At 63.4% G+C, this 20,279-nt stretch carries 12 protein-coding genes; 7 read left to right on the forward strand and 5 right to left on the reverse strand.

The genetic code is table 11. From position 1 onward, the window contains the following. The 3 genes from NM2_RS36370 to NM2_RS36380 form a co-directional block, all read right to left on the reverse strand. Window positions 1-1,506: argonaute/piwi family protein (locus NM2_RS36370; protein WP_157121562.1), on the reverse strand; the 1,506-nt coding region annotated here is incomplete at its 3' end. Between the two features lie 961 nt (window positions 1,507-2,467). Beyond that, window positions 2,468-3,391 (reverse strand): helix-turn-helix domain-containing protein, encoded by a 924-nt coding sequence (locus NM2_RS36375; RefSeq protein ID WP_084531933.1) that lies wholly within the window; start codon window positions 3,389-3,391, stop codon window positions 2,468-2,470. 253 nt (window positions 3,392-3,644) lie between these two features. After that, window positions 3,645-6,434, reverse strand: coding sequence for an NACHT domain-containing protein (locus NM2_RS36380; RefSeq protein ID WP_169816302.1), 2,790 nt, complete (start codon window positions 6,432-6,434; stop codon window positions 3,645-3,647). 1,383 nt (window positions 6,435-7,817) lie between these two features. On the opposite strand from NM2_RS36380, the gene NM2_RS36385 reads away from it, so the two are divergent. From NM2_RS36385 to NM2_RS36400, 4 genes are all read left to right on the forward strand, one after another. Beyond that, the gene (locus NM2_RS36385; RefSeq protein ID WP_067678884.1) at window positions 7,818-8,438 is read left to right on the forward strand and encodes a hypothetical protein; all 621 of its coding nucleotides are present in this window, start codon (window positions 7,818-7,820) and stop codon (window positions 8,436-8,438) included. Window positions 8,439-9,072: 634 nt separating this feature from the next. After that, the gene (locus NM2_RS36390; protein WP_067678886.1) at window positions 9,073-9,285 is read left to right on the forward strand and encodes a hypothetical protein; all 213 of its coding nucleotides are present in this window, start codon (window positions 9,073-9,075) and stop codon (window positions 9,283-9,285) included. Then, on the forward strand, window positions 9,282-10,520 hold the full coding sequence (locus tag NM2_RS36395; protein ID WP_067678889.1) for a hypothetical protein: 1,239 nt from the start codon (window positions 9,282-9,284) through the stop codon (window positions 10,518-10,520). Before NM2_RS36390 ends, NM2_RS36395 begins: the two co-directional genes overlap by 4 nt. Further along, window positions 10,517-11,731 carry a WD40 repeat domain-containing protein gene (locus NM2_RS36400; RefSeq protein WP_084531935.1) on the forward strand — a complete coding sequence of 405 codons (1,215 nt, stop codon included), beginning with the start codon at window positions 10,517-10,519 and terminating at the stop codon, window positions 11,729-11,731. The genes NM2_RS36395 and NM2_RS36400 overlap by 4 nt, the downstream gene beginning before the upstream one ends. A gap of 85 nt (window positions 11,732-11,816) precedes the next feature. Here the strand turns inward: NM2_RS36400 and NM2_RS36405 are convergent, their stop codons facing one another. Further along, a complete protein-coding gene (locus NM2_RS36405; RefSeq protein ID WP_439956961.1) occupies window positions 11,817-12,749 on the reverse strand; it encodes an IS3 family transposase in 933 nt (310 codons plus the stop codon). Here NM2_RS36405 and NM2_RS49660 point away from each other — a divergent pair. Then, a complete protein-coding gene (locus NM2_RS49660; RefSeq protein ID WP_157121564.1) occupies window positions 12,695-12,856 on the forward strand; it encodes a hypothetical protein in 162 nt (53 codons plus the stop codon). The two genes, NM2_RS36405 and NM2_RS49660, sit on opposite strands and share 55 nt — an antisense overlap. A gap of 161 nt (window positions 12,857-13,017) precedes the next feature. On the opposite strand, the gene NM2_RS53135 is transcribed toward NM2_RS49660, so the two are convergent. After that, window positions 13,018-13,833, reverse strand: coding sequence for a DUF6082 family protein (locus tag NM2_RS53135; RefSeq protein ID WP_369690352.1), 816 nt, complete (start codon window positions 13,831-13,833; stop codon window positions 13,018-13,020). 368 nt (window positions 13,834-14,201) lie between these two features. On the opposite strand from NM2_RS53135, the gene NM2_RS36410 reads away from it, so the two are divergent. Both NM2_RS36410 and NM2_RS36415 read left to right on the forward strand, forming a co-directional pair. After that, complete coding sequence (locus NM2_RS36410; RefSeq protein ID WP_157121568.1) at window positions 14,202-14,579, forward strand: effector-associated constant component EACC1; 378 nt, start codon at window positions 14,202-14,204, stop codon at window positions 14,577-14,579. Next, window positions 14,576-18,871 carry a caspase, EACC1-associated type gene (locus tag NM2_RS36415; protein ID WP_067678895.1) on the forward strand — a complete coding sequence of 1,432 codons (4,296 nt, stop codon included), beginning with the start codon at window positions 14,576-14,578 and terminating at the stop codon, window positions 18,869-18,871. Before NM2_RS36410 ends, NM2_RS36415 begins: the two co-directional genes overlap by 4 nt. Window positions 18,872-20,279: the final 1,408 nt, after the last annotated feature.

Here is a 20,279-nt window from a genome sequence, read left to right on the forward strand (position 1 = left end):
CACGAAAGGGATACCACCGAGTTTGGCATAGCAGGCTAGAGCGATGCTGTTGAGAGGGTATGCGAGATGGCTCAGTCGAGCCGTCTCGATCTTCACTTCCTGTACCGGAACGCCTTGTCCCATGAAGGTCGACTTGGCAACAAGGTATGGGCTCTGGTCACCGCTCTGATGCACCTGCGCCTCGCTGGTAATCACCAGAGCGAGATCGACAGCGCCCGCGCGCAGCGCGGAACGGCACGCTTCTCGATAGGCATCTGCATCCGTGGCGGCTCCGTCGAACGGATACATCGACGTGTCGCAATCGCCCAGACGGTACTTGCGGACGAAGCCCTGGCTGTACACACGTCCACCTTGGACTCCGTGGAGGAACTTGTTCACGAAGTTCTCCACGATGCCCTTATGGGCCCGCGGAGTGATGATCGCGATTCTGGGGTTCTTCTTGGCAAAGAACTCGACGTCGAAGGGCCCGTACTCATCGAGGCCACGATCTGCGGATCTGGCTGTCTTGTCCCCAGATTGGTCGAACTGGAAAACCGGCGAATCATAACGGCTCCAATTGACCGTGCGCGCACCGTCCTTGCTAGACCCGACCGGCGGCTCGAGTGTCACCGACAGGCCGTGTGCGATGCTCAACCGCTCAGGCCGCGCGAGGCGTCCCGCAATGTGGACGGTTTTCTCGTACCGGCCGAATGCACCGAGCAGGTCAAATGTTGTCTGTTCCAGTTCCTTTGCGATCCTGGGGGCATCCGCTCCCGCCAGCGACGCCATGACCGCAGTGAAGGTCTCCCGGCGCCCCTCCAGCCACGCCTCAGACGCGGGAACGCGACCGATCTCGAGCGCGTCACGGAGTACCAGATCGGTGCCGTCGATATGGTCTATGGCTCCGGCATTCCGGCGGGAGGCGTACGGGTCCATCCATGACGACGACTCACCGGCGCTGCTTTCGGCAAGAACGTACAAGCCCTCGACCGAGATCCCGGCTTCGATCAACTCTGCGACCGTCATATCGATCTCGTACCGAGTCTTCAGTCCGATGACGATACCTGGACGGTTCGACGGACCCTCAGCCCTGCAATCCAGAACCCACTGCGGGAACACATGCAAGCTCCCAAGAGTATCGGGACCTCGACCACCCACCGCCTGTGCGAGCAGATCCTTGCCTGGCAGCCGCGACACGAAAGTCGTCGGACGGCACCTGCGTAACTTGTAGCCCCAATCCAGAACAGATCTCAGCATCGTCTCCTGCACCAGGCGCATCGTCAATCGCCGGTATTCGCGAATGGCGAAGGTGGTCGGTGTGCCACGCACATCGACATCGGCGACCAGGGGGACACACGCGATCCCGCCCCTGGTCTTGGAAACCACATGAGTGCCTTCCAGTTCCGCACGCAGACTCTTGAGCTGATCACCTGACTCGTACTGAACTAGCCCTCCATCGAAATGGTCTGCTGAGAACTTCACTGGGACGAAGTTGAACGCCAACTGCGGTGAGCCTGTTCTCTGCATATCCGTTCCTGTCGCCTAGATCTGCCGCAGCCCCTCATCACGGAGCAAACTGACTATGTCCGAGCGGCCCTAGAGCTCACCACCCCGAGCGCGATCATCCCACCGAGGTACGACACGAAGCGAAGACGCACATCGGGACCGTCGGCCCAGGCCGGGAAGAGCGATAGGCAACGACGTCGCGACCCAGCCCTCTTCGGGGTAGAGAACCACCGATTCGGACAACGAAACCAATCTCGAGCTAGCTCGACGTGAGTACGTGGAGTTACCGATGTCCTCACGAAATCATTTGTCGCCGTGGGCATCAGTCCGTGACGCCCCGGACAGGCTCCGGCTCGACCATCACGGCGACTACCTATGGAACACCGCCAGGATCACTCCTCCAACAGGAAGCCCGGCAGAACGAACGGAAAGTTGCCAATGCCGTCGATGACAGGCGCGTCAGTGGTATCGGTTGTACCGGCCGATCCTCGGCAGTACACGAGGTACCACCGCCACTACAGCTGGTAATCCGCTTCGATAATCAGCTGCCCACCCGAAAACCGCAGGTCGTCCCCGTTCCCATGTTCGACACGCCCGCCGAGGGCACGAACCTGCGACATCCGTTCGTTTTGACGACGAAGGGCTTGTGCGTGAGCTGTTTTCATTCACTCTCCCCGCCGCACAATCCCCCGTCGCCAGACGATCGGCAGTACTGGTCAGACACTGACTCACGACAGCGGACAGGCCTCATTACGGGGCGACAGCGGTGCGGCACAACCGCGTTCAGCCCGCTGATTACCAGCAGGCTGGTTGTACTTGCCTGGCCGAGGTGAGCGACGAGGAGCGGCGAGTGCACGGATGATCGCGGGTCGTTGCTCGGGTGCAGCTCCACGCAACGCGGTTGTGTAGATCACCACGCGGGTGAGAGCGGACGAGATCGCTGCGGCCACAGTGGAAATGGCGACCACATCGCCCGAGCCCATCAACTCGGCATCCGATTCGCTTCGGACTTCAAGGACTCGAGCCAGGCTGCGGTATTACCGGGCCGGGCCGCCTCGACGGCGATCAAGTCGGCAATTCGCAGGTAGCACTCGATATCGCGCCGCTCCTCCAGGTACAGCATGCTGTTCGGTTGTGCCACGCACACGACGTCCGGGAGCTGCGTGTCGATGAATCGCAGGTACAGGAAGCCGCAGACCGCCCGCACAGACCCGCAGGCGTTGTCCCCCACGATCTGCAGGCTGACATTGGGTGCCTGAATCACGTCTTCGAGATGGTCAAGTTGATTGCGCCACACCGCATCACCGCCGATCGGCCGACGCAATGCGCTCTCCTCGACCAAGATCCACAGATACGGCGGGTCAGCACGATCGAGAACCTGCTGACGCTGAAGCCGCACAGCAAGGAGTCGATCGATCTCGTCGCCCGGCAGATAGGGATAGCGCAATCGCAGTACGGCTCTGGCGTATTCGTCGGTTTGGAGCAGTTCAGGGACTACGGCAGGTTCGTAACAACGAATGGTTCGGGCCGCCGACTCCAAATTGAGGAGCTCGAAGCCCTTGGGCAATGCATCCCTGTCCTGATGCCACCAGCCGGGCTGGTCGCCGAGTTGCACCAGCGACAGATACCTGTCGTGCTCGTCGGCGTCGGTGATGCCGTAGAAGTTCAAGAGCCGAACAACATCACGACGACCAAGCCCGACCATGCCGGACTCGATACGGCTGACCTTCGAGCCTGACGCCCAGATTCCTTGTCCGACTTCCTGTTGGGTCAGCCTGCGCTCCTTGCGCAGTTGCTGAAGCCGCAAGCCCAGCATCCGTCGTAGAACCGTGGGCACTTCGCCCAGAGGCGTTCTGGCGCTGATGTCAGCCAGATCCTGGTATCTACCGCCGTGATCAATGTTCACAAGACAAGTCTGACACTCAAAACATCGAATGTGCTTGCAAATGTAAGTGCAAATGAACGGGAACTGGTCGAATCCGGCAATCCGGCCGTCGTGGACACCGCGATCGACGCTGCCCCCACACCGCCTCCCTCACCAGCACCGCATGCTTGACCGCCGCACGAGATCCCGGTGCCGAGAACCGAAGCGGGCCAGCGGATCCCGGATCCACTGGCCGTTGCAACTCAGGGGTTTGGTGAATCTTGTTGGGCCGTAGTTATTCTCGCGTCAACACGATGACCTCGTTGGGCGGTGTGGGTCCGTTGAGTCGGCGATCCAGCACAGTGACCGCATTCACGATTCTCTGGCAGGCAGTACGGACGTCTTGGTTGCCTCGCCAATTATCGGCCTCAACGGCGAGGTACACCGCGGTCAGCCGCAGCAACATGGCGGTTGCCGGCACGAGGGCCAGGTTGCGGTTGATTGCCGCCGTGACGAGGAGGTTCAGTTCGAGGCCCAGATCACGCATCCACGGCTCGTGTGCTTGCCGAAATGTCCCCGCGCGCATGAGGTCCATTTCGATGCCGGTGGCGGTTCCGGTCAGCACTGTCACCATCCGCGTGTGCAGCGGGGCTTCACGAAATCGGAATCGGCGCAGAATCGACAACACCGGTGCGGGGACTTGCGAATCCGATTGCCACCGTTGATGTCTGGCGGCCTGCGCGAGAAGAACACGCAACGACCGGCTCGGCGCCGGGGTGGTGGCGAGGATCCGAGTGGCGACTCTGGCGGTGCCGTGAAGTTCGACACGGTCCGCGCTGAGGTCGGGTTCGATGCGAATACCCATCTCGTCGTCGAGGTCTCGCATCGCTACGGCCAGTGGCCGTCGCCGTTGTCGGCCGATCGAATCACCCAGTTCGGTCAAGGAACGAGCGAGTTCGCAGACGACTGCATGTGTCAGTGACCGCGCGAAGTCCGGGTTGAGTGGGTTCAGAAACTTCGGGGTATACAACGAGCTGTACCGTGCGAGCACGCTCTGGTAGTACATCGCCTGGTAGTGGCCTGCGACAGATCGGCGGACGCGTAGCAGTTCGGAGTCCGGGGCCTCGGGGGCGAAAAGGAGCACGGAGGCGAGGTAGATGTCGCGGCTGAGGTATCGGGCAATGGTATCCAGCGCCATACTGTAGGGGTGATCGATGCCATCTGGTGTCCATCGGATGTGGGCTATCGCGTGCGGACCGTACCGAGCGGGGGCATCCTCATCGGCCAGCCATACCGAGTACGCCGGGTCACCCAGCAGTCCACGGGACGCCAAGTCGGTTGCTTCGCTGTCGTACGGCAATCGGTAGCTGCTTTGTGGTTCGTGGCGATTGACCCACGCAACGAATGCCGCGGCGTCTTCGTACCGGATGCCGACGACGGGTGCGGAGCCCTGGTCGGGCATGGGACCATCGGGTATGCGGTAACGGCCGTGTTCTTCTTCCTCCGCCATGAACAGCCGGTACAAGGCCGCCGGTACCGGATGAGTGCAGCGGCGCTCGGCGTCGATCTCCGCGGTGTGACGCAGATACCGGCGCAGCACGACCCGGGTGAGCAGGCGTCGACGCTCGGGGTTCGCTCCCACGCGGCTGACTTCGCCGAGCAGATCGTTCATCTGCTCACGCAGGGGCGGCGCCATCCGGGTGCCCTGCTCGGTGCAGTCGAAGGCCAGCTCGAGGGCGGCGGGAGTCTGGGAGGCCAGGCAAGCGTGAATGATGATGTCGGCGTCGTGCTGGGCGGTATAGAGGATGGTGGTCTCGCGCCACCAGTCGTCCTCGATGTTCTCCACCAGCAGGTCGATCCGGTTCCGGGAGTGGATCTCGACCGACGCCAGATATTCCTGGAAGGTCTTGTGGCAGAACCCTATAGCTCCTGACTCGGGCTCGACGAGAATGCCGTCGTTGACCAACTCGGTCAGCAGCAACGCGGGATCGATGCCCCCGTCGAGCTTGGCCACACCAGGTCGCACAAACGCGACGGCGTCGGCCGTGCGCAGCTCACGAACTCGGTCGATCATCATGTTCAACGCCAGGGTCTGCAGGACTGCCTGCTTGTCGGTATCGGTGACTGTCGAGGGGATTCCCTTGACCCTGCGGCGACGCCAGATCAGGACTTCGCAGATCTCCTTGTAGAGCTCAACGCGGCTGCGGGGCAACACAGCTCGTTCACGGTGCACATTGACGATCATCGTGAGGAGCAGCGGATTGACCGACATATCGTCCAGCGCGGAATGCGAGGTAATCTGCTCGCGCAGGTGACGCGCCTGCATCGTGGCACGGCAACGATCGGATTCCACTTCCGCGTACCAGCTGTCGACGAACTGGGCGATCTGGTCGGTGGTCAGTTGACGGACTTGCAGGACATCGGCCCCGGCGATCGCAGCGGTGGTGTAGCCATGACGGCGCGAGGTCAGCACGAAGTGGTTCTTGTGGTAGATACCGATATACTGATCGACCCACTTCGCCACGGCTTCACGGTGTGTCGGGTCGCCGATCTCGTCCAGCCCGTCGAGCAATATCACGCAGCGGCCGCGTTTCAGTTTAGATTCGAACCGTGCCTGCGTCGGCATCCGGTCCAGGCCGGTCGGCACCGCACGCGCGGCCAAACCTACCGAGGGGTCCTCGACGATAGCCGCGGCGTGATCGCGCAGTGTCAGCAGAATTGGTAGGTTACGGCGTCCGAATTTGCGGTGGCACACCTGGCGCGCAGCCTGATGGAGCAGGGTTGTCTTGCCGCTCCCCGGTGCCCCCAGCAACACCAACACGACAGGCTCGGACGCCTTGAGCAGCACCGAGATCGACAACCGCTCGGTGTTCGTCGACGGCACCCGGTCCGAGAGCGGATGAGCACTCGCCAGATGCAGCGGGCGGTTGACGAGGCTGACATCGACATAGATCTGATCGAAGGCCGGCACCGAGGGCGGGAACGTGGACAACCCCTGCAGATCGACCTTCTTCAGGTGGTTCAGCAGCCACTGCCGATACCGATGCTCAGAGCGCGACAACCGAGCCTTCAACGCACCATCCACGTACTCAACCAGACGGGGCCGCCACCGCTCGGCGACGTCCGAGACCACACGACAGGCAAAACGCCCCGCGCTGAGCACAAGGCCGTACACAGCCGCCAACACAATCGCGAGCGCCAGATGGCGCGCTGCGAAATTCCTACAGACTGCGAGGACCACCGCAGGGATCCCGAGCGCGGTCACCACACACGCCACGGTCGGCCATCCGAGCGCCGTTTTCGGCTTCTCCTCCTCACTCACCGGCCATCAGCCCCTTCACAGCGTGGAAGAGAGCGCGAGCCGGATAGCAGATGTGTTTGCAGCTGAAATCACACCCGTTCCGTTGATAGGGCAGGGTGACAAGCGATATCGTCAACAGCGACAGCTCCGTCTAGTACGCGATTTGGACGCATTGCGGCAGCTGTCACGACCCGTGCCCCGCCCCCCGGCATGGGGGCGGGGCACGACCATCGGGTTACTACGTCTCGAACTTGGGTCGTCAACCTCTACAACAACGCGGGAACGACTCTAGCCGGGGGGACCGACCGAATCACGGGACGATAACGACAACGAGACTCACTGGTATTTGCCGACCGATGGCCGCGCACAATCCTCAATTAGCAGGTTGAAGCCTCGAGTCTCCATACGCACCCGCCTCATCAAGATCAAACTCTCATCCATGGGTGTAACGAAGGTCACATCACTCGGAATCAGAGATCATCTCCAGGAAACCGAAAGATCGCCACTTCAAACCGACACGCTGGAGAAATGCAACTTTTTTTTCTGCGGCACCGCCTCACCCCTTCCGGTTGCTCGCTCCGCATGCTCGCACGCCTCGATGACGTCGCGGTCACACGGAGCGCTAGCACGCCCCTCGGTGACCAAGCGGTTGCTCCGGCAGGAGATCGGCAGCACTTGAGAGGTATTATTTAATGCGACATGGTGACACGGAAACTTGTCGACGACTATATTTAACGGCCCTGAATAGATATTCAGTTTCTCATTGTTATCCCGAAACCGGTCGTGATACCTCTCGCATGGCGCGAGCGGAACCGAGACCACGCATGCGAGCGCCAGCCAAACAGACCTCTGGGTTTGGATGTAGTGAGATGCACGCCCAAAAGGCGGGCGCTGACGGAATGGCAGCGGCCGGCCGCAGGGATGCGCGCAGGACCCAGCCCACCGCCGACGTCGCATCGTCAGCACGACGTGCCCGGCCACGAGAGGGCTCACCTAACAGATCTGGATACCCGCGGCGTTCGGTGATCAGCTGCGCGAACTCGCGTATCGCGTCAGCGAGGGCGGTCATATCCGGGCAGGCGGCCACCAGTTTGTCGAGATGAGCGCGATGCCCTCGGTCGTGAAAAGCGAGTGCGTTCGGGTTAGCCCACGGGGCAGACTGTCGAGATGCCGAACATGTCCAGCTTCTCAGGGTTCGCCGCGCCAGAGTCTCTGCTGACCGCTATCGGCCGCGTTGCGGTACGGAGTGCTGGGTTCGAGGAACGACTTCGCGATGTCGTACTGGACATGGCTGATGTCAGCGATGAAAGCGGTGCCGGGTGGGTCATATTTGAAGGTCAGAATGCAACATGGCTGATTGACAACGGTCTCGCCATGCTGGATCGCTACGCCGAAGACGGCTGGGAGGAAGCTGTTCGTTTTGGCCCGAACATCGAGCGCCTGCGCGAACTACTCAAGGAGGCGCAAAGGCTCAAGGAAGACCGAAACGTAATCATTCATGGCGTGTGGCGCCCCTTCCACAGATCGGGCTTCGACGGCAAGCCGGTGTTTGGAGACGTTCGTTCTACCAACACGCTAGATTCGAAGGACGTCTTCCATGTCTTTCGCAGCCGCTACCGTAAGACTTTCGACGCCCAGGTCTGGAGCACCGAGGATGTCGAAGTGGTTGCCGACCGCTTCGAGGTACTCGAGCAGAAGTTGATCGCTACGTATGAGGATGCTTGCGACTGGCCGCCCACGGGAACGCTCAGAGCGGCGACGCACCATATTCGGTTACGCCCTTTCTAGAGAGCGGCCGGGCCAGGCTTCCATCACCAACTGTCCAACAGAAAACGGCGGGTCAGCCCGATTCCCATGTTCGCCGTGCCCCTGGGCGCGGCAAACATGGGAACGGGAACGCATCGCGGGCGGACGGCACCTCCCCAGACCGGATACAAACCCACGATTACCAGGCGTTTTACGGTTGCCCATGTTTTGCGTGCCCTGCCGAGCACGCCAACCTGCGACTCAGTCTCGAACCCGCGACTCCGCCTACACCAACACTCGGATCGCGAAACACTCTGCTGCGCTGTGGATCTCACCGAATAATCGGCTCACCGCGCCATCGTCGGCGCTTCCGACGCGGGCGTGCGGACACTCGACACGCCGCACCAAGCAGCAGGGCGGTATGCGCTATCCAAGCTGTCACCTAGTCCGGCCGAGTTATGTTGGTGGACATAGCCGATACCATCGCCAGTCAGGCACCGCTGAATGCCAGCACTGCGGAAAACCCGGTTGAACTGCGGCGACTGCAGGCTATGGGTTCGGGGATCAAGGATGAAATTTCTGAAACCGGCTTAGGACTGGCGCGGCGGGATGGCGGAGGGGAACGCTGGTAAACGCCAAAGGCCCACCCCCACAACGAGAAAGACCGGTATCGACGATGCTCGATGTTCTGCGTTACCCCTACCCCTGGGATCCGCGGCACCAGGCGGCCAGGGTAATCATCCTCATTGTCGTCGTCCTCTCCACCATCGTGCTGATCGGACTCGGAGCGACACCTCGCATGGCGGCAGGGGTGCTGGTCGCCGCTGCGTGGGCCACAAGCGCGGTCGCCGAGCTGGTCCTTCGACCTGCGTCGGGTACGCAGCGATGACCGACAAGGCCGCCGAATTCAAGCAGCAGCTCCGAGACCTGGTCGACCATGCCAAAGCCGCAGGCGCAGGAACACAACAGAGGCTGGCCTACCAAGCCCATATGCGCGAGTGCACTTTGACCCGATCGATCGGGCTGAGCTATCCGGTGCCGACCGAATTGATCACCAGGGACCTGGTCACCGTCTGTCTGCGCTTCACTCATCCCGACATGCCGCCCGACCAACTGAACAAGACCCTGCGCCGGTGGCTGGACCGGCGCGAGGAAGCTGCCCGCCATGCCCGAGCATCATGCGCGGGCAACGCCGCGCTGCTTGGACATCCTGTTCAGGATCGCGCAGCCGCACTCGTAAGAAAAATCGCGGATACTCGGTACTCGGTGGTGTCTGCGCTGTTCCGATACCTCGACCTCGTCGAGCGTGTGTGGGAGTTCGAGAAAGCCTTCGAGGAACAGGTCCTGCGCCGCAGAATCGATCTGGTGCTACGCAGAACCCAGCGCGAGCAGCTCGAGGCCGGATACAGCGCCATCCAGCTGAAGGTGCGCGGCGGAGAACTGGAAGGGGACCGGCTCGAGAAAGAAGTCGCCGCACTACTCGACTCGTCGGATCTCGACGGCCCAGACCCGATCGGCGTGTCTGCGGGCGCGGTAGCCGATACGCCGACCGCCAGCCTCGAGCCCGACAAGGACGACTTCGACGTGGCCACGAAAGACCGGATTCGTCGGACGTTCAAACGCATTGTTCTGGCGGGTGTCCACCCCGACACCTCTGACGCCGAGCTATCCGAATTCGAGTTCGGATTGGCTGTATTGAGGTCAGAGGACTACACGCTGATGGAGGCGTTCACCATCCGGCACCGAGACAACATCGGTGGCGACGAAGACGGGGAACTCCTCACACTCACGCAGCTGACGACCCGGCTGCAGCAATATCAGGACACGCTGAAACGGCTGGACACTCGCCTGATCACGTTGGAGCACACCGCCGCATCCATCGGGATGAACGCACTCGACACAGCGTATGACCAAATGCGGCGCGAGGGTGACCGACTCCGGACGGAAATAACGGCGGAAATCGATAGAATTCGCGAGGTAGAACACGACCTCGAAACACTGGCCGACCACATCCCCGACGCAGATGACGACGATGGCCCCGAGCTGACGGACCCCGACCACTCCGGCAGCACGCCCCCAAATAACATCCAGCTCCCTATCTCCGCCGATGGCGGACAGCGATGAACGACAAGGTAGTAGCGCGGAGTAAGTCGTTCGGCCTGACACGCAGCGACACACGGGAGCTGATGCGTGAGTTCTTCGGACATACAGCTCCGGTCAGCCGCAAACATGAACTCACCGGCCACGAAAGCGCCGTACGGTCTGTGGAGTTCAGTCCGGACGGTCGCCTGCTGGCCACTCTGGACGGTCGGGTGCGGGTGTGGGATCCCACCACCGGAAGAACAATCTGCAACGCATTCGCCAGCCGCACCAGCATCGTGTGGTCTATGGCATTCAGTCCGGATGGTCGGCTGCTGGCCACCATTGGCCGCGGTGCCGACACGGCCCGGTTGTGGGATCCGACCACCGGGACAACAGTCTGTGACCTACCCGGCCACACCGGCTCCCTGTCGTCGGTGACCTTCAGTCCGGACGGACACCTACTGGCCACCGGCAGCAGTGGCGGGACGGTGTGGTTGTGGGATGTCGCCGGTAGAAGGATCCACGACCTCCTCGTCGGCCACACCAATTGGGTGAACTCCGTCGCGTTCAGTCCGGACGGTCGTCTGCTGGCTTCCGGCAGCTCGGACGGAACGGTGCGGTTATGGGATATCACCACCGGGAGAACAGTCCGTGACCCACTCGCCGGCCACGAGGGGTCGCTGCGGGGAGTGTGGTCGGTGGCGTTCAGTCCGGACGGTCGTCTGCTCGCTGCCGACAACGGGTGGGAGACGGTGCGGTTGTGGGATATCACCACCGGACAGAAGGTCTGCGACATCGACGGAGAGGTGGCGTTCAGTCCGGACGGTCGTCTGCTGGCTTCCTGTGGCTCGGATGGAACGGCGCGATTGTGGGATCCCACCACCGGCAGAAGAATCTGCGACCCACTCCCCTGCCACACCCATTACGTATCGTCGGTGGCGTTCAGCCCGGACGGCCGTCTGCTGGCCACCGGCAGCTCGGACGGAACAGCGCGATTGTGGGATCCCACCACCGGGAGAACAATCTGCGACCCACTCGCCTACCACACCGAGTACGTATCGCCGATAGCGTTCAGCCCGGACGGCCGTCTGCTGGCCACCGCCTGTAGCTTCGACGATGACTCCTTCGACCACCACGACGACGTGCAGCTGTGGGAGATCCCGAGTCAAATAGTCCCAGGGACGTTCGGCATCGTGACAAACGAGCGCCCGAGCACTGGAAGACGCCTTGGAATTACAGCAAGTCCAGTGTGACAGCCGACCAGGGCCGCGCGTGACTGACCGGTCCCCGATGACGGGACCACGCGGTCGTTGAGTCCGGGTTGTTTTCGATCCAGTTTCAGTTGATGCTGCACGCCACTGGGTGATGGGTGTGGGTGCAGGCCGCAGCGTACTCGGCCGGGGTCAGGTAGCCCAGCGCCGAATGCCGATGCCGTCGGTTGTGTTCGTCCTTGAAATCGCCGATCACCACCCGGGCCTCGAGCAGGCTCGTCCAGTGGTTGCGGTTGAGGCATTCGGCGCGTAACCGCCGGTTGAACGATTCGATGTAGCCGTTGTTCCACGGTGTTCCCGGCGGGATGTAGACGATTCCCACCCGATCTCCGCAAAACTGTTGCAGCGCATGAGAAATCATCTCCGGGCCGTTGTCCATGCGCAGCACTCGCGGTGGCCCGCCGCGTGCGGTGAACACCTTCGCCAGCTCGGCGACGAGCCGCTCGGCGGTGATCGAGCGTTCCACCAGGTGCAGCAGCGACTCGCGGGTGTGTTCGTCGATCATCGGCGCGATCTTCACCGCCTTGCCGTCGACGGTGGAGTCGAACTGGAAGTCCAACGCCCACACCACCTTCGGCGCATCCGCCTCGACCGGCGACACCGACGAGACACCGGCCCGCTTACGCGGGTGATGCTCGCGCACCTGCAGGCCCTCCTCCCGCCAGAGCCGGTGCACCTTCTTCAGGTTCACGCCACTGCCCTCGTCGAACCGCAGCGCCCCCCAGGCGCGCCGGAACCCGTGCCCTTGATGTTTCGTGGCATAGGACCGCAGCCAGGCCCGCAGACCGGCATCCGGATCCGCCAGGGTCTGCGCGGCCGGCAACCGCCGATACGTGGACCGATACAGCCCAACCACCTTGCACGCGAACCGTTCCGACATGCTCAGCACCTGCTTGAGCATGTCCACAGCGCGCCGCTTGGCAGTCGCACCCGTCGATGCTGGTCGTGGATCAGTACTTTGACAACGGCAAAGACGGCATCGAGCTGCGGGTCGTACCACGAGCCCGCCAGGTAACCCTGGACCAAGACCTGAACCTCATCCTGGTCGAGTCGACGCACCCGCCGCGGCGAGACCCGCCCGGCGGGCGCGGGCGGCGACAGCTGTGAGCCCTTGTCACCGGTCGCCATGGGCAACCGCGGTTGGACACCGACGAATCAAACCTGACCAGCTCAGCGAATGTCACCACAGCCAGCGCTGCATCCGAACCGATCAAAGGACAATGGGACCCAACCTTCAATAAGTGCAAGGCGAGGGCGAAATTCTCTGACTACCGGACGGACGCTCGTTGGGTGATGGTTCGGAAATTGCCGGTCCTCGCCACAACACCAAGCACAATTCCAACCGCTAAAGCTGAACCAATGGATACTGCGCTCATCCGACCACCTTCGACACTCGGATTACTCTGGTTCGCCGACGCTCGCGGCTTCTGGCGAGCACCTACAGGCGACCCCGCTACCGTTGGTGGGCCACCGGCAATAGCACTCGCGTACTCTTCGTCGACGATCCGCTTGAACGCGTCGCCGCGACGATTGAATCTCCCCATATTTGGCCCCCACAAGGAGCTCTTTCGCGCCCAATAGTCCCTGCCGACCTCGCCCCGAAACATATAGTGCAGGAGGTCGTTTCGCAGCGCGCGCTCCGTGATCGCACCGACTTCATAACCCATCTGACCGAACCGCAACCACGATGCACAGTACAAATGCTGGCGAGCCTCGGTTGCAGGAGATTCAACCAGTGTGCCAATACATGGCATGTAAGTTTCTGGGTCCTCCAACGCCATCCTGGTGAGGTCCAGCTGGTATCGGCGCACCATCTCGAGCCGGTTTGCCCTGCTCTGCTGTGCTTGGACCAGCAGCGATGCCGCGACTCCACACAAAGCCAACGCCGACACGATCGCTGAGGTTACCCCGTACGCCTGGCTGGTGGTTTGCAGCCGTTGCCAGTCAAGAGCATGCATCGGAAGAAGCAGAAGTAGTAGCGGCGACAGGAGAACGATCACCACCGCACTCGACACTGCTAGGAACAACGTGACAGTCCGGGACAGATTGCGCCTCAGCCAGTCACGACCTGAATGTGAATCCATCTCTCCCCCAGGGCAAGCCAGTCGCGGTAGTCCGCATATTCAGCATATCGCGGAGGTTGGCAAACAACTCGACTTTCACGTCCAGTCGACGACGTCCTAGGAGGCGCCCCCTGAGGAGGGTCGGATTGCCGGCTCTGGGCAGCGTGGATCTCAGCATCAGCGACCTTTCGGCGAGCAGGAGGTAGATCTGGCCGTCTCGGTGGAGACGGAGCCGAGGCTCCGCCTCTGGCCGTGGCGAACCAGGCATGGCTGGGTCGAGTTGTGCCGGGTTCGGCGTTGTACAGCTGCGTCTGTGCGGCAGCGGTAGAGTGGTCGAAAACTGATGCGCGGCAATGTACTCCGCGATTGCGCAATGTTTGGGGGTTGAATTGATCATCACTGCCGACAGTTCCGAGGAACTGCGTGATCTAGGGGACTATCTCGGGGATACCGATGAGCTGCGCGGATGCGTGCGTCAGCGGTCGAGCCCGCCGGGGCCCGAGGAGATGGGTCCGGTTCTGGAGGCATTGGAGATCGTGATCGGTCCCGGCGGTGTAACCGCGGCGACCGCGACGGCGGTCATCGCGTGGGTGCGCAGTCGGCGCGCGAGAGTGCGGGTGACCGTGCAGGGCTCGGGTAACCGGAGTCTGGAACTGGACGCACGCGGGGTGAGCGCATTGGACGCCGAAGGCCTGCAACAGTTGACCGAGACTCTACTGCACACCATCGATCCGGACGGCCGGGAGCGGCCTCCGCTGAGCGAATGACGGACTTGTCCGGCGAGGGCGTCCGGATACTCATCCTCGCTACCGCCACCCACACCGGATCGGCGCTGCCTTCCCTGCCGACGGTGCCGGAGACGTTCGACGATCTGCGCGAGGCGTTCGTTGACCGGTGCGGGGCCCGAGCGGAAAATGTTGTCGGCGTGCTGGATCCGTCGGATGCGCGGACGATGGCGGCGGTGATCGCCGAGGAGGCCGCACGAGCTCAGTCGATACTGGTGGTCTATTTCATCGGTCATGGTCTGCGTGGTCCAGGCGGGGAGCTCTTCCTGGCTGCGGCTGATACCGGCGAGCTGATTCCCGGATTGGCCGCACACCAGGCGTTGTCGTTCGCCGCGTTGGCGCAAGCGGTCCAGGGGTGCCGGGCGGCGGCGGTAGTGGTCATCCTGGATTGCTGTTTCTCCGGCACTGCCACCCTCGATGCCGACACCGCCTCGATCCGTGAGTTCGCCACCGGCGCACACGGACGCTACCTGATCGGGTCGGCCGAACACCTCGCCTCGGCCCCTGCCGGACAACGCCACACCGCCTTCACCGGCGCCCTACTGGAGTTGCTCGAGCACGGTGACGCGCGCGAACCTGCCTGGTTGACACTGGATTCGGTGTTCGACGGGATCTATCGCCGGTTGCGTCACGCTCAACAGGGCCCGCTACCCCGCCGTCAGGCAGGTGACCGCGCCGGAGAGGTGATCATCGCTCCCAATCCCGCCTCCGCACCGCGCCCGCAAGTGGCGCGGGACCCGGTGCCGGGCCGTTGTCCCTATCCCGGTTTGGCGGCGTTCGGGCCCGAGGATGCGGGGATGTTCTTCGGACGCGGGCCGATGCTCGAGCGGCTGCTCGAGGCGTTGGCGGGCGCGCGCGCCGAGGGTGGGGTGCAGGTGTTGGTGGGTGCGTCCGGGTCCGGGAAGACTTCGTTGCTCAATGCCGGTCTCGTTGCGGCGCTGCGTGATCGCGGTCTGCCCGGGATCACCGGGTCGGCGGGCTGGCCGGTCCGCCGGTTCACCCCCGGCGCCGACCCGCTACAGCGGCTGGCGGCCGCGCTGGATGCTCCCGACGCCCGTGGTTCGATCGACACCGAACCCAGCCGGGTCGGTGAGTATGCCGAGGCGATCCTCGCGGGCCGGGACGGGGACGCGCTGGTGGTGATCGTGGACCAGCTCGAGGAACTGTTCACCCTGTGCACCGACCTCAGCGCCCGCACCACGTTCCTGGCCGCGTTGACCGCTCTTGCCGCGCCGCGTACCGCGGCCGGGCCGCAGGCGCTGGTGGCGACGGCGTTGCGTGCCGATTTCTACGGCCACGCCGCCACATATCCCGAACTCGTTGCAGCCCTGCGTGATCGGCAGATCCTGATCGAACCCATGACCCGGCCCGAACTGCGGGAAGCGATCGAGAAACCCGCCAACGCCAATGGCTGGACCCTCGCGGACGGGCTGGCCGAGATCATCCTCAACGATCTGGAACCCGACACCACCACCGCGACGGGAGCGCTGCCGTTGCTGTCGCACGCGATGTTGTCCACATGGAACCGCCGCGAGGACCGGGAACTGACGGTTGCCGGTTACCGGGCCACCGGCGGCATCGCCAACGCGATCAAACACTCCGCCGACACCATCTACACCTCCGCAAGCGACGCAGACCGCGGAGCGTTGCGGATGATGCTGCCCAGACTCGTGCGCGTGAGCGCCGACGGCGACGCCGACACCATCCAACCCGTCGACCGTACCGCCCTCACCCGCGGCGTGACCGACCCCGACATCGCCGAACAAGTCCTGGACCAACTGACCGAGGCCCGGCTGATCACGATGGACCGCGACACCGTCCGGCTCGCGCACGAGGCCCTGCTGCGCGAGTGGCCACGACTGCGAGAGTGGATCGACACCGACCGCGACTGGCTCCACCGCAGCCAGCGTTTCATCACCGACAGCCATCACTGGCAGCACTCCGGTACCGACGGCGCCCTGCTCTACCGTGGCAGCCAACTCGCCGCCATCCGCGACCGCGGCATCCCCGCAGACCAAGACCCAATCCTGGCCGACCCCGTCTCCACCGCGTTTCTAACGGCCGCGATTCGCGGCGAGACCCGCCGCACCCTTCAGCGTCGCGCCGTCACCGCAATCTTGCTCGTGCTCGTTGTCGCTTTGGCTGCGGTCGCGGTCGTGGCCGTCCGGGCCGGTCGCGAGTCGAATCACCAACGCGACATCGCCATCGCGCGTGAACTCGCCAGCCGCAGCGAACAATTCGCCAGCACAGACCCCGTCTGGTCCCGGCTCGCCGCCCTGGCGGCCTGGCGCACCCAGCCCATTCCCGAAGCCCGCTACGCCATGCTCGCGGCCGCCCGCAACCCTCTGCGCGCCGTACTCCCCGCCCCCACCGGCGGGGGGATCTCGGTAGCGTTCAGCCCGGATGGACATACCCTCGCTGCCTACAGCTCCGACATGGTCCAGTTGTGGGACATCAGCACCGGCCGCCAGATCGGTGAGCCCTTCGCCAGCGACAGCGGTGCAGTGTCGTCGGCGGCGTTCAGCCCGAACGGACAGATTCTGGCCACCAGTGGCCTGGCCACCGGTGGCCACGATGGCATGGTGCGGCTGTGGGACACCCGCACACATCAGCAGATCGGCGAGCCCCTCATCGGCCACACCGATGTGGTGCTTTCGGTGGTGTTCAGCCCAGACGGACGCACCATCGCCACCGCTGGCAGCGCTGACGGCACGACACGGCTGTGGGATACCCGCACGCACCGCCAGATCGGTGAACCCCTCGTCAGCAACACCAACTTTGTGGGCTCGGTGGTGTTCAGCCCGGACGGGCAGACCCTGGCTGCCAGCAGCAACGACGGCACCGCACAGCTGTGGGATACCCGCACGCAGCGGCAGATCGGCGAACCCTTCACCGGCGAGGGCGGCGGGACGAACTCGGTGGCGTTCAGCCCGGACGAAAGCATCCTGGCTGCGAGCGGCGGCGACGGCACCGCACGGCTGTGGGACATCCGTACGCACCAGCAGATCGGCGATCCCCCCACCGGCGAAGGCGGCGGGCGCAACTCCGTGGCGTTCGGCCCCGATGGGCACACCCTCGTCACCAGCAGCCGCGACGGCATGGTGCGGCTGTGGGACACTTGCACCGGCCGCCCGATCGGTGAGCCCCTCACCGGCCACACCAGCGTGTCCTCGGTGGTGTTGAGCCGGGACGGGAGCACGCTCGCTACCAGCAGCTACGATAACACGGTACGGCTGTGGGATACCGGCACTGGCCGCCCGATCGGTGAGGCCCTCACCGGCCACACCGGCGCGGTGCTCTCGGTGGCGTTCAGCCCGGACGGGCACACCCTCGCCACCGGCACCGCCAAAGGCCCAGTGCAGTTGTGGGACACCCGCACACGCCAGCAGATCGGCGCCCCTCTCACCGGCCACACCCAATGGGTGAACTCGGTGGTGTTCAGTCCAGACGGGCACACCCTCGCCACTGCGAGCTACGACGACACGGTGCGGTTGTGGGACACCCGCACACGCCAGCAGATCGGCGAGCCCCTCACCGGCGAACACGGCGGGGACAACTCGATCGCCTTCAGCCCGGATGGGCACACCCTCGCCACCGTCAGTGACATCGGCGGGGCGTGGCTGTTGGACACCCGCACACGCCAGCAGATCGGCGCCCCCCTCACCTCTCGGGACAACATAGTCAACTCGGTCGCCTTCAGCCCGGATGGGCACACCCTCGCCACACACAGCAGGGGTGACGACACGGTGCGGCTGTGGGATACCCGCACACGCCAGCAGATCGGCGAGCTCCATATCGGCCGTGCCGAACTGATGGATTTGGTGGTGTTCAGCCCGGACTGGCACACCCTTGCCACTAGCGGCTCCGACGGCACAGTGCGGCTGTGGGATACCCGCACACGCCAGCAGATCGGCGAGTCCCTCACCAGCGACCAAGCGCCGCCCTCGGTGGTGTTCAGTCCGGACGGGCGCACCCTCGCGATCAGCGGCGAACACACGGCGCAACTGGGGGACATTGGCACCGGCCGCCCGATCGGCGAGTTCCTCACCGGGGACACCGCATCGGTCCTCTCGGTGGCGTTCAGTCCCGACCGGCGCAACCTCGCTACCGGCAGCGGCGACAGCGACGGCACAGTGCGCTTGTGGGATGTCGGTTTCAGCGGCGATGTCGCAGCATCTCTTTGTTCCCAAGTCGGCGGCGTCCCCGCTCAACCGGCCCGAGACCTGCCCGAAATCCCCACACCCCAGCAGCTGTGCCCTCACACCGACAAATAGGACAAAGATCCGGTCGGTAGCGCTGAGTCAGGTATCACATCCCAGTGTCTCGCTGCGGTCGGACAGCGGTGGGCACCTTTACAGCTGTCGACAGCAGGTATCGCATGCGACCTGGGCCGGTGTCCCCGGTCTGCTCAGCAAGTGTCGAGCAGTTCTTGTTCGGCAGCTCCGAACCCTCCCGGCCAGTATCGCCGCTGCGATGCGGCCGGTTTTCCATCCCCAGAGTTCGATAAGGATGGGACCAGACATACAGACAGCATGAGAGCCGATCGATCACTAGATCGGGTAAGCACCCCACGATGACCAGGCGTTTTACGGTTGCTCATGTTTTGCGTGTCCTGCTGAGGGCACCAACCTGCGACAACAGCATCCACGGCTCGGTGTAGGTGCTGCTCCGGCTTATGCTCGCGGCCGTCCATGGACATCACGCGTGGGGACTCCACGTTCACGAATCTTGGCCAAAACGGTGGTATGAGCGACCCCCAAATGCCGACCCACCCGAACAAGAGACCAGCCCAGCTTGTACAAATGGACCGCTTCATCGATCTGCTCTGGCGACAATCCCCGACGACGCATCGGCACGTCGTGCCGATGCAGAATCTCGCTGACCGTCCGCCGCTCGATACCGAACCGGGCACCCAACTGATACACCGTCTCCCCAGCCTCATATCCCGCGATAAGGTCCTGAACCTGATCGGTGCCCAATCGGCGGGCCCGACCAGGTTTGTGGCGATCGGCAGGCGGTGGACCGGGTGTGGCGGGGCCAGGAAGCTTCCGACGCAGGGATTCCAAGGCTTCTACCTGCGGTTTCGGGTTATAGTAAGCTCCCCCAAGGTCCACAAATTGACACGAATAAGGCCGTTGATCAGCGGTTATGCTGCCCTTCAGCCATGAGACCAACTTCGGCCGGATGCCACATATCTCCTGGTCAGCGCCTGTTTTCTGGTTCTAATTGGCCTCCCAAGGTATGTTTTCCGCTCGGTGTTGATTAAGTCCGAAGGCACTCTTTCAATACCGCGACCGTAAGCCTTGCTCGTCGCAAGTCGGGTCCCCGCCGATCGTCATGGATTGATGTCAGGACCGAGCCCGCCCGTGTGTGTCGCGAGTACGGACACCACGCTCGCGCAGACGATTCAACACGGTGCCCGGATCCACGGCGAGGTGACGCGCGACGCGAGCAAGGGACCAACCACCGCTGTAAAGAGCAATCGCCACATCAACTTGTTCACCAGACAAGCCACATCGCCGCATCGGAACATCGTGCCGATGCAGAACCGCGCTCACGGTACGACGATCAACACCGAACCTGTCCCCCAACTCGTACGTCGTCGCACCAGCCAGATACCTCTCAATCAAGATCCGGACTTGATCCCGATCCAGTCGGCGTACCCGCCGCGGCGAGAACCGG

The organism is Nocardia miyunensis NBRC 108239, from assembly GCF_001613065.1.
Taxonomy (GTDB): Bacteria; Actinomycetota; Actinomycetes; order Mycobacteriales; family Mycobacteriaceae; genus Nocardia; species Nocardia miyunensis.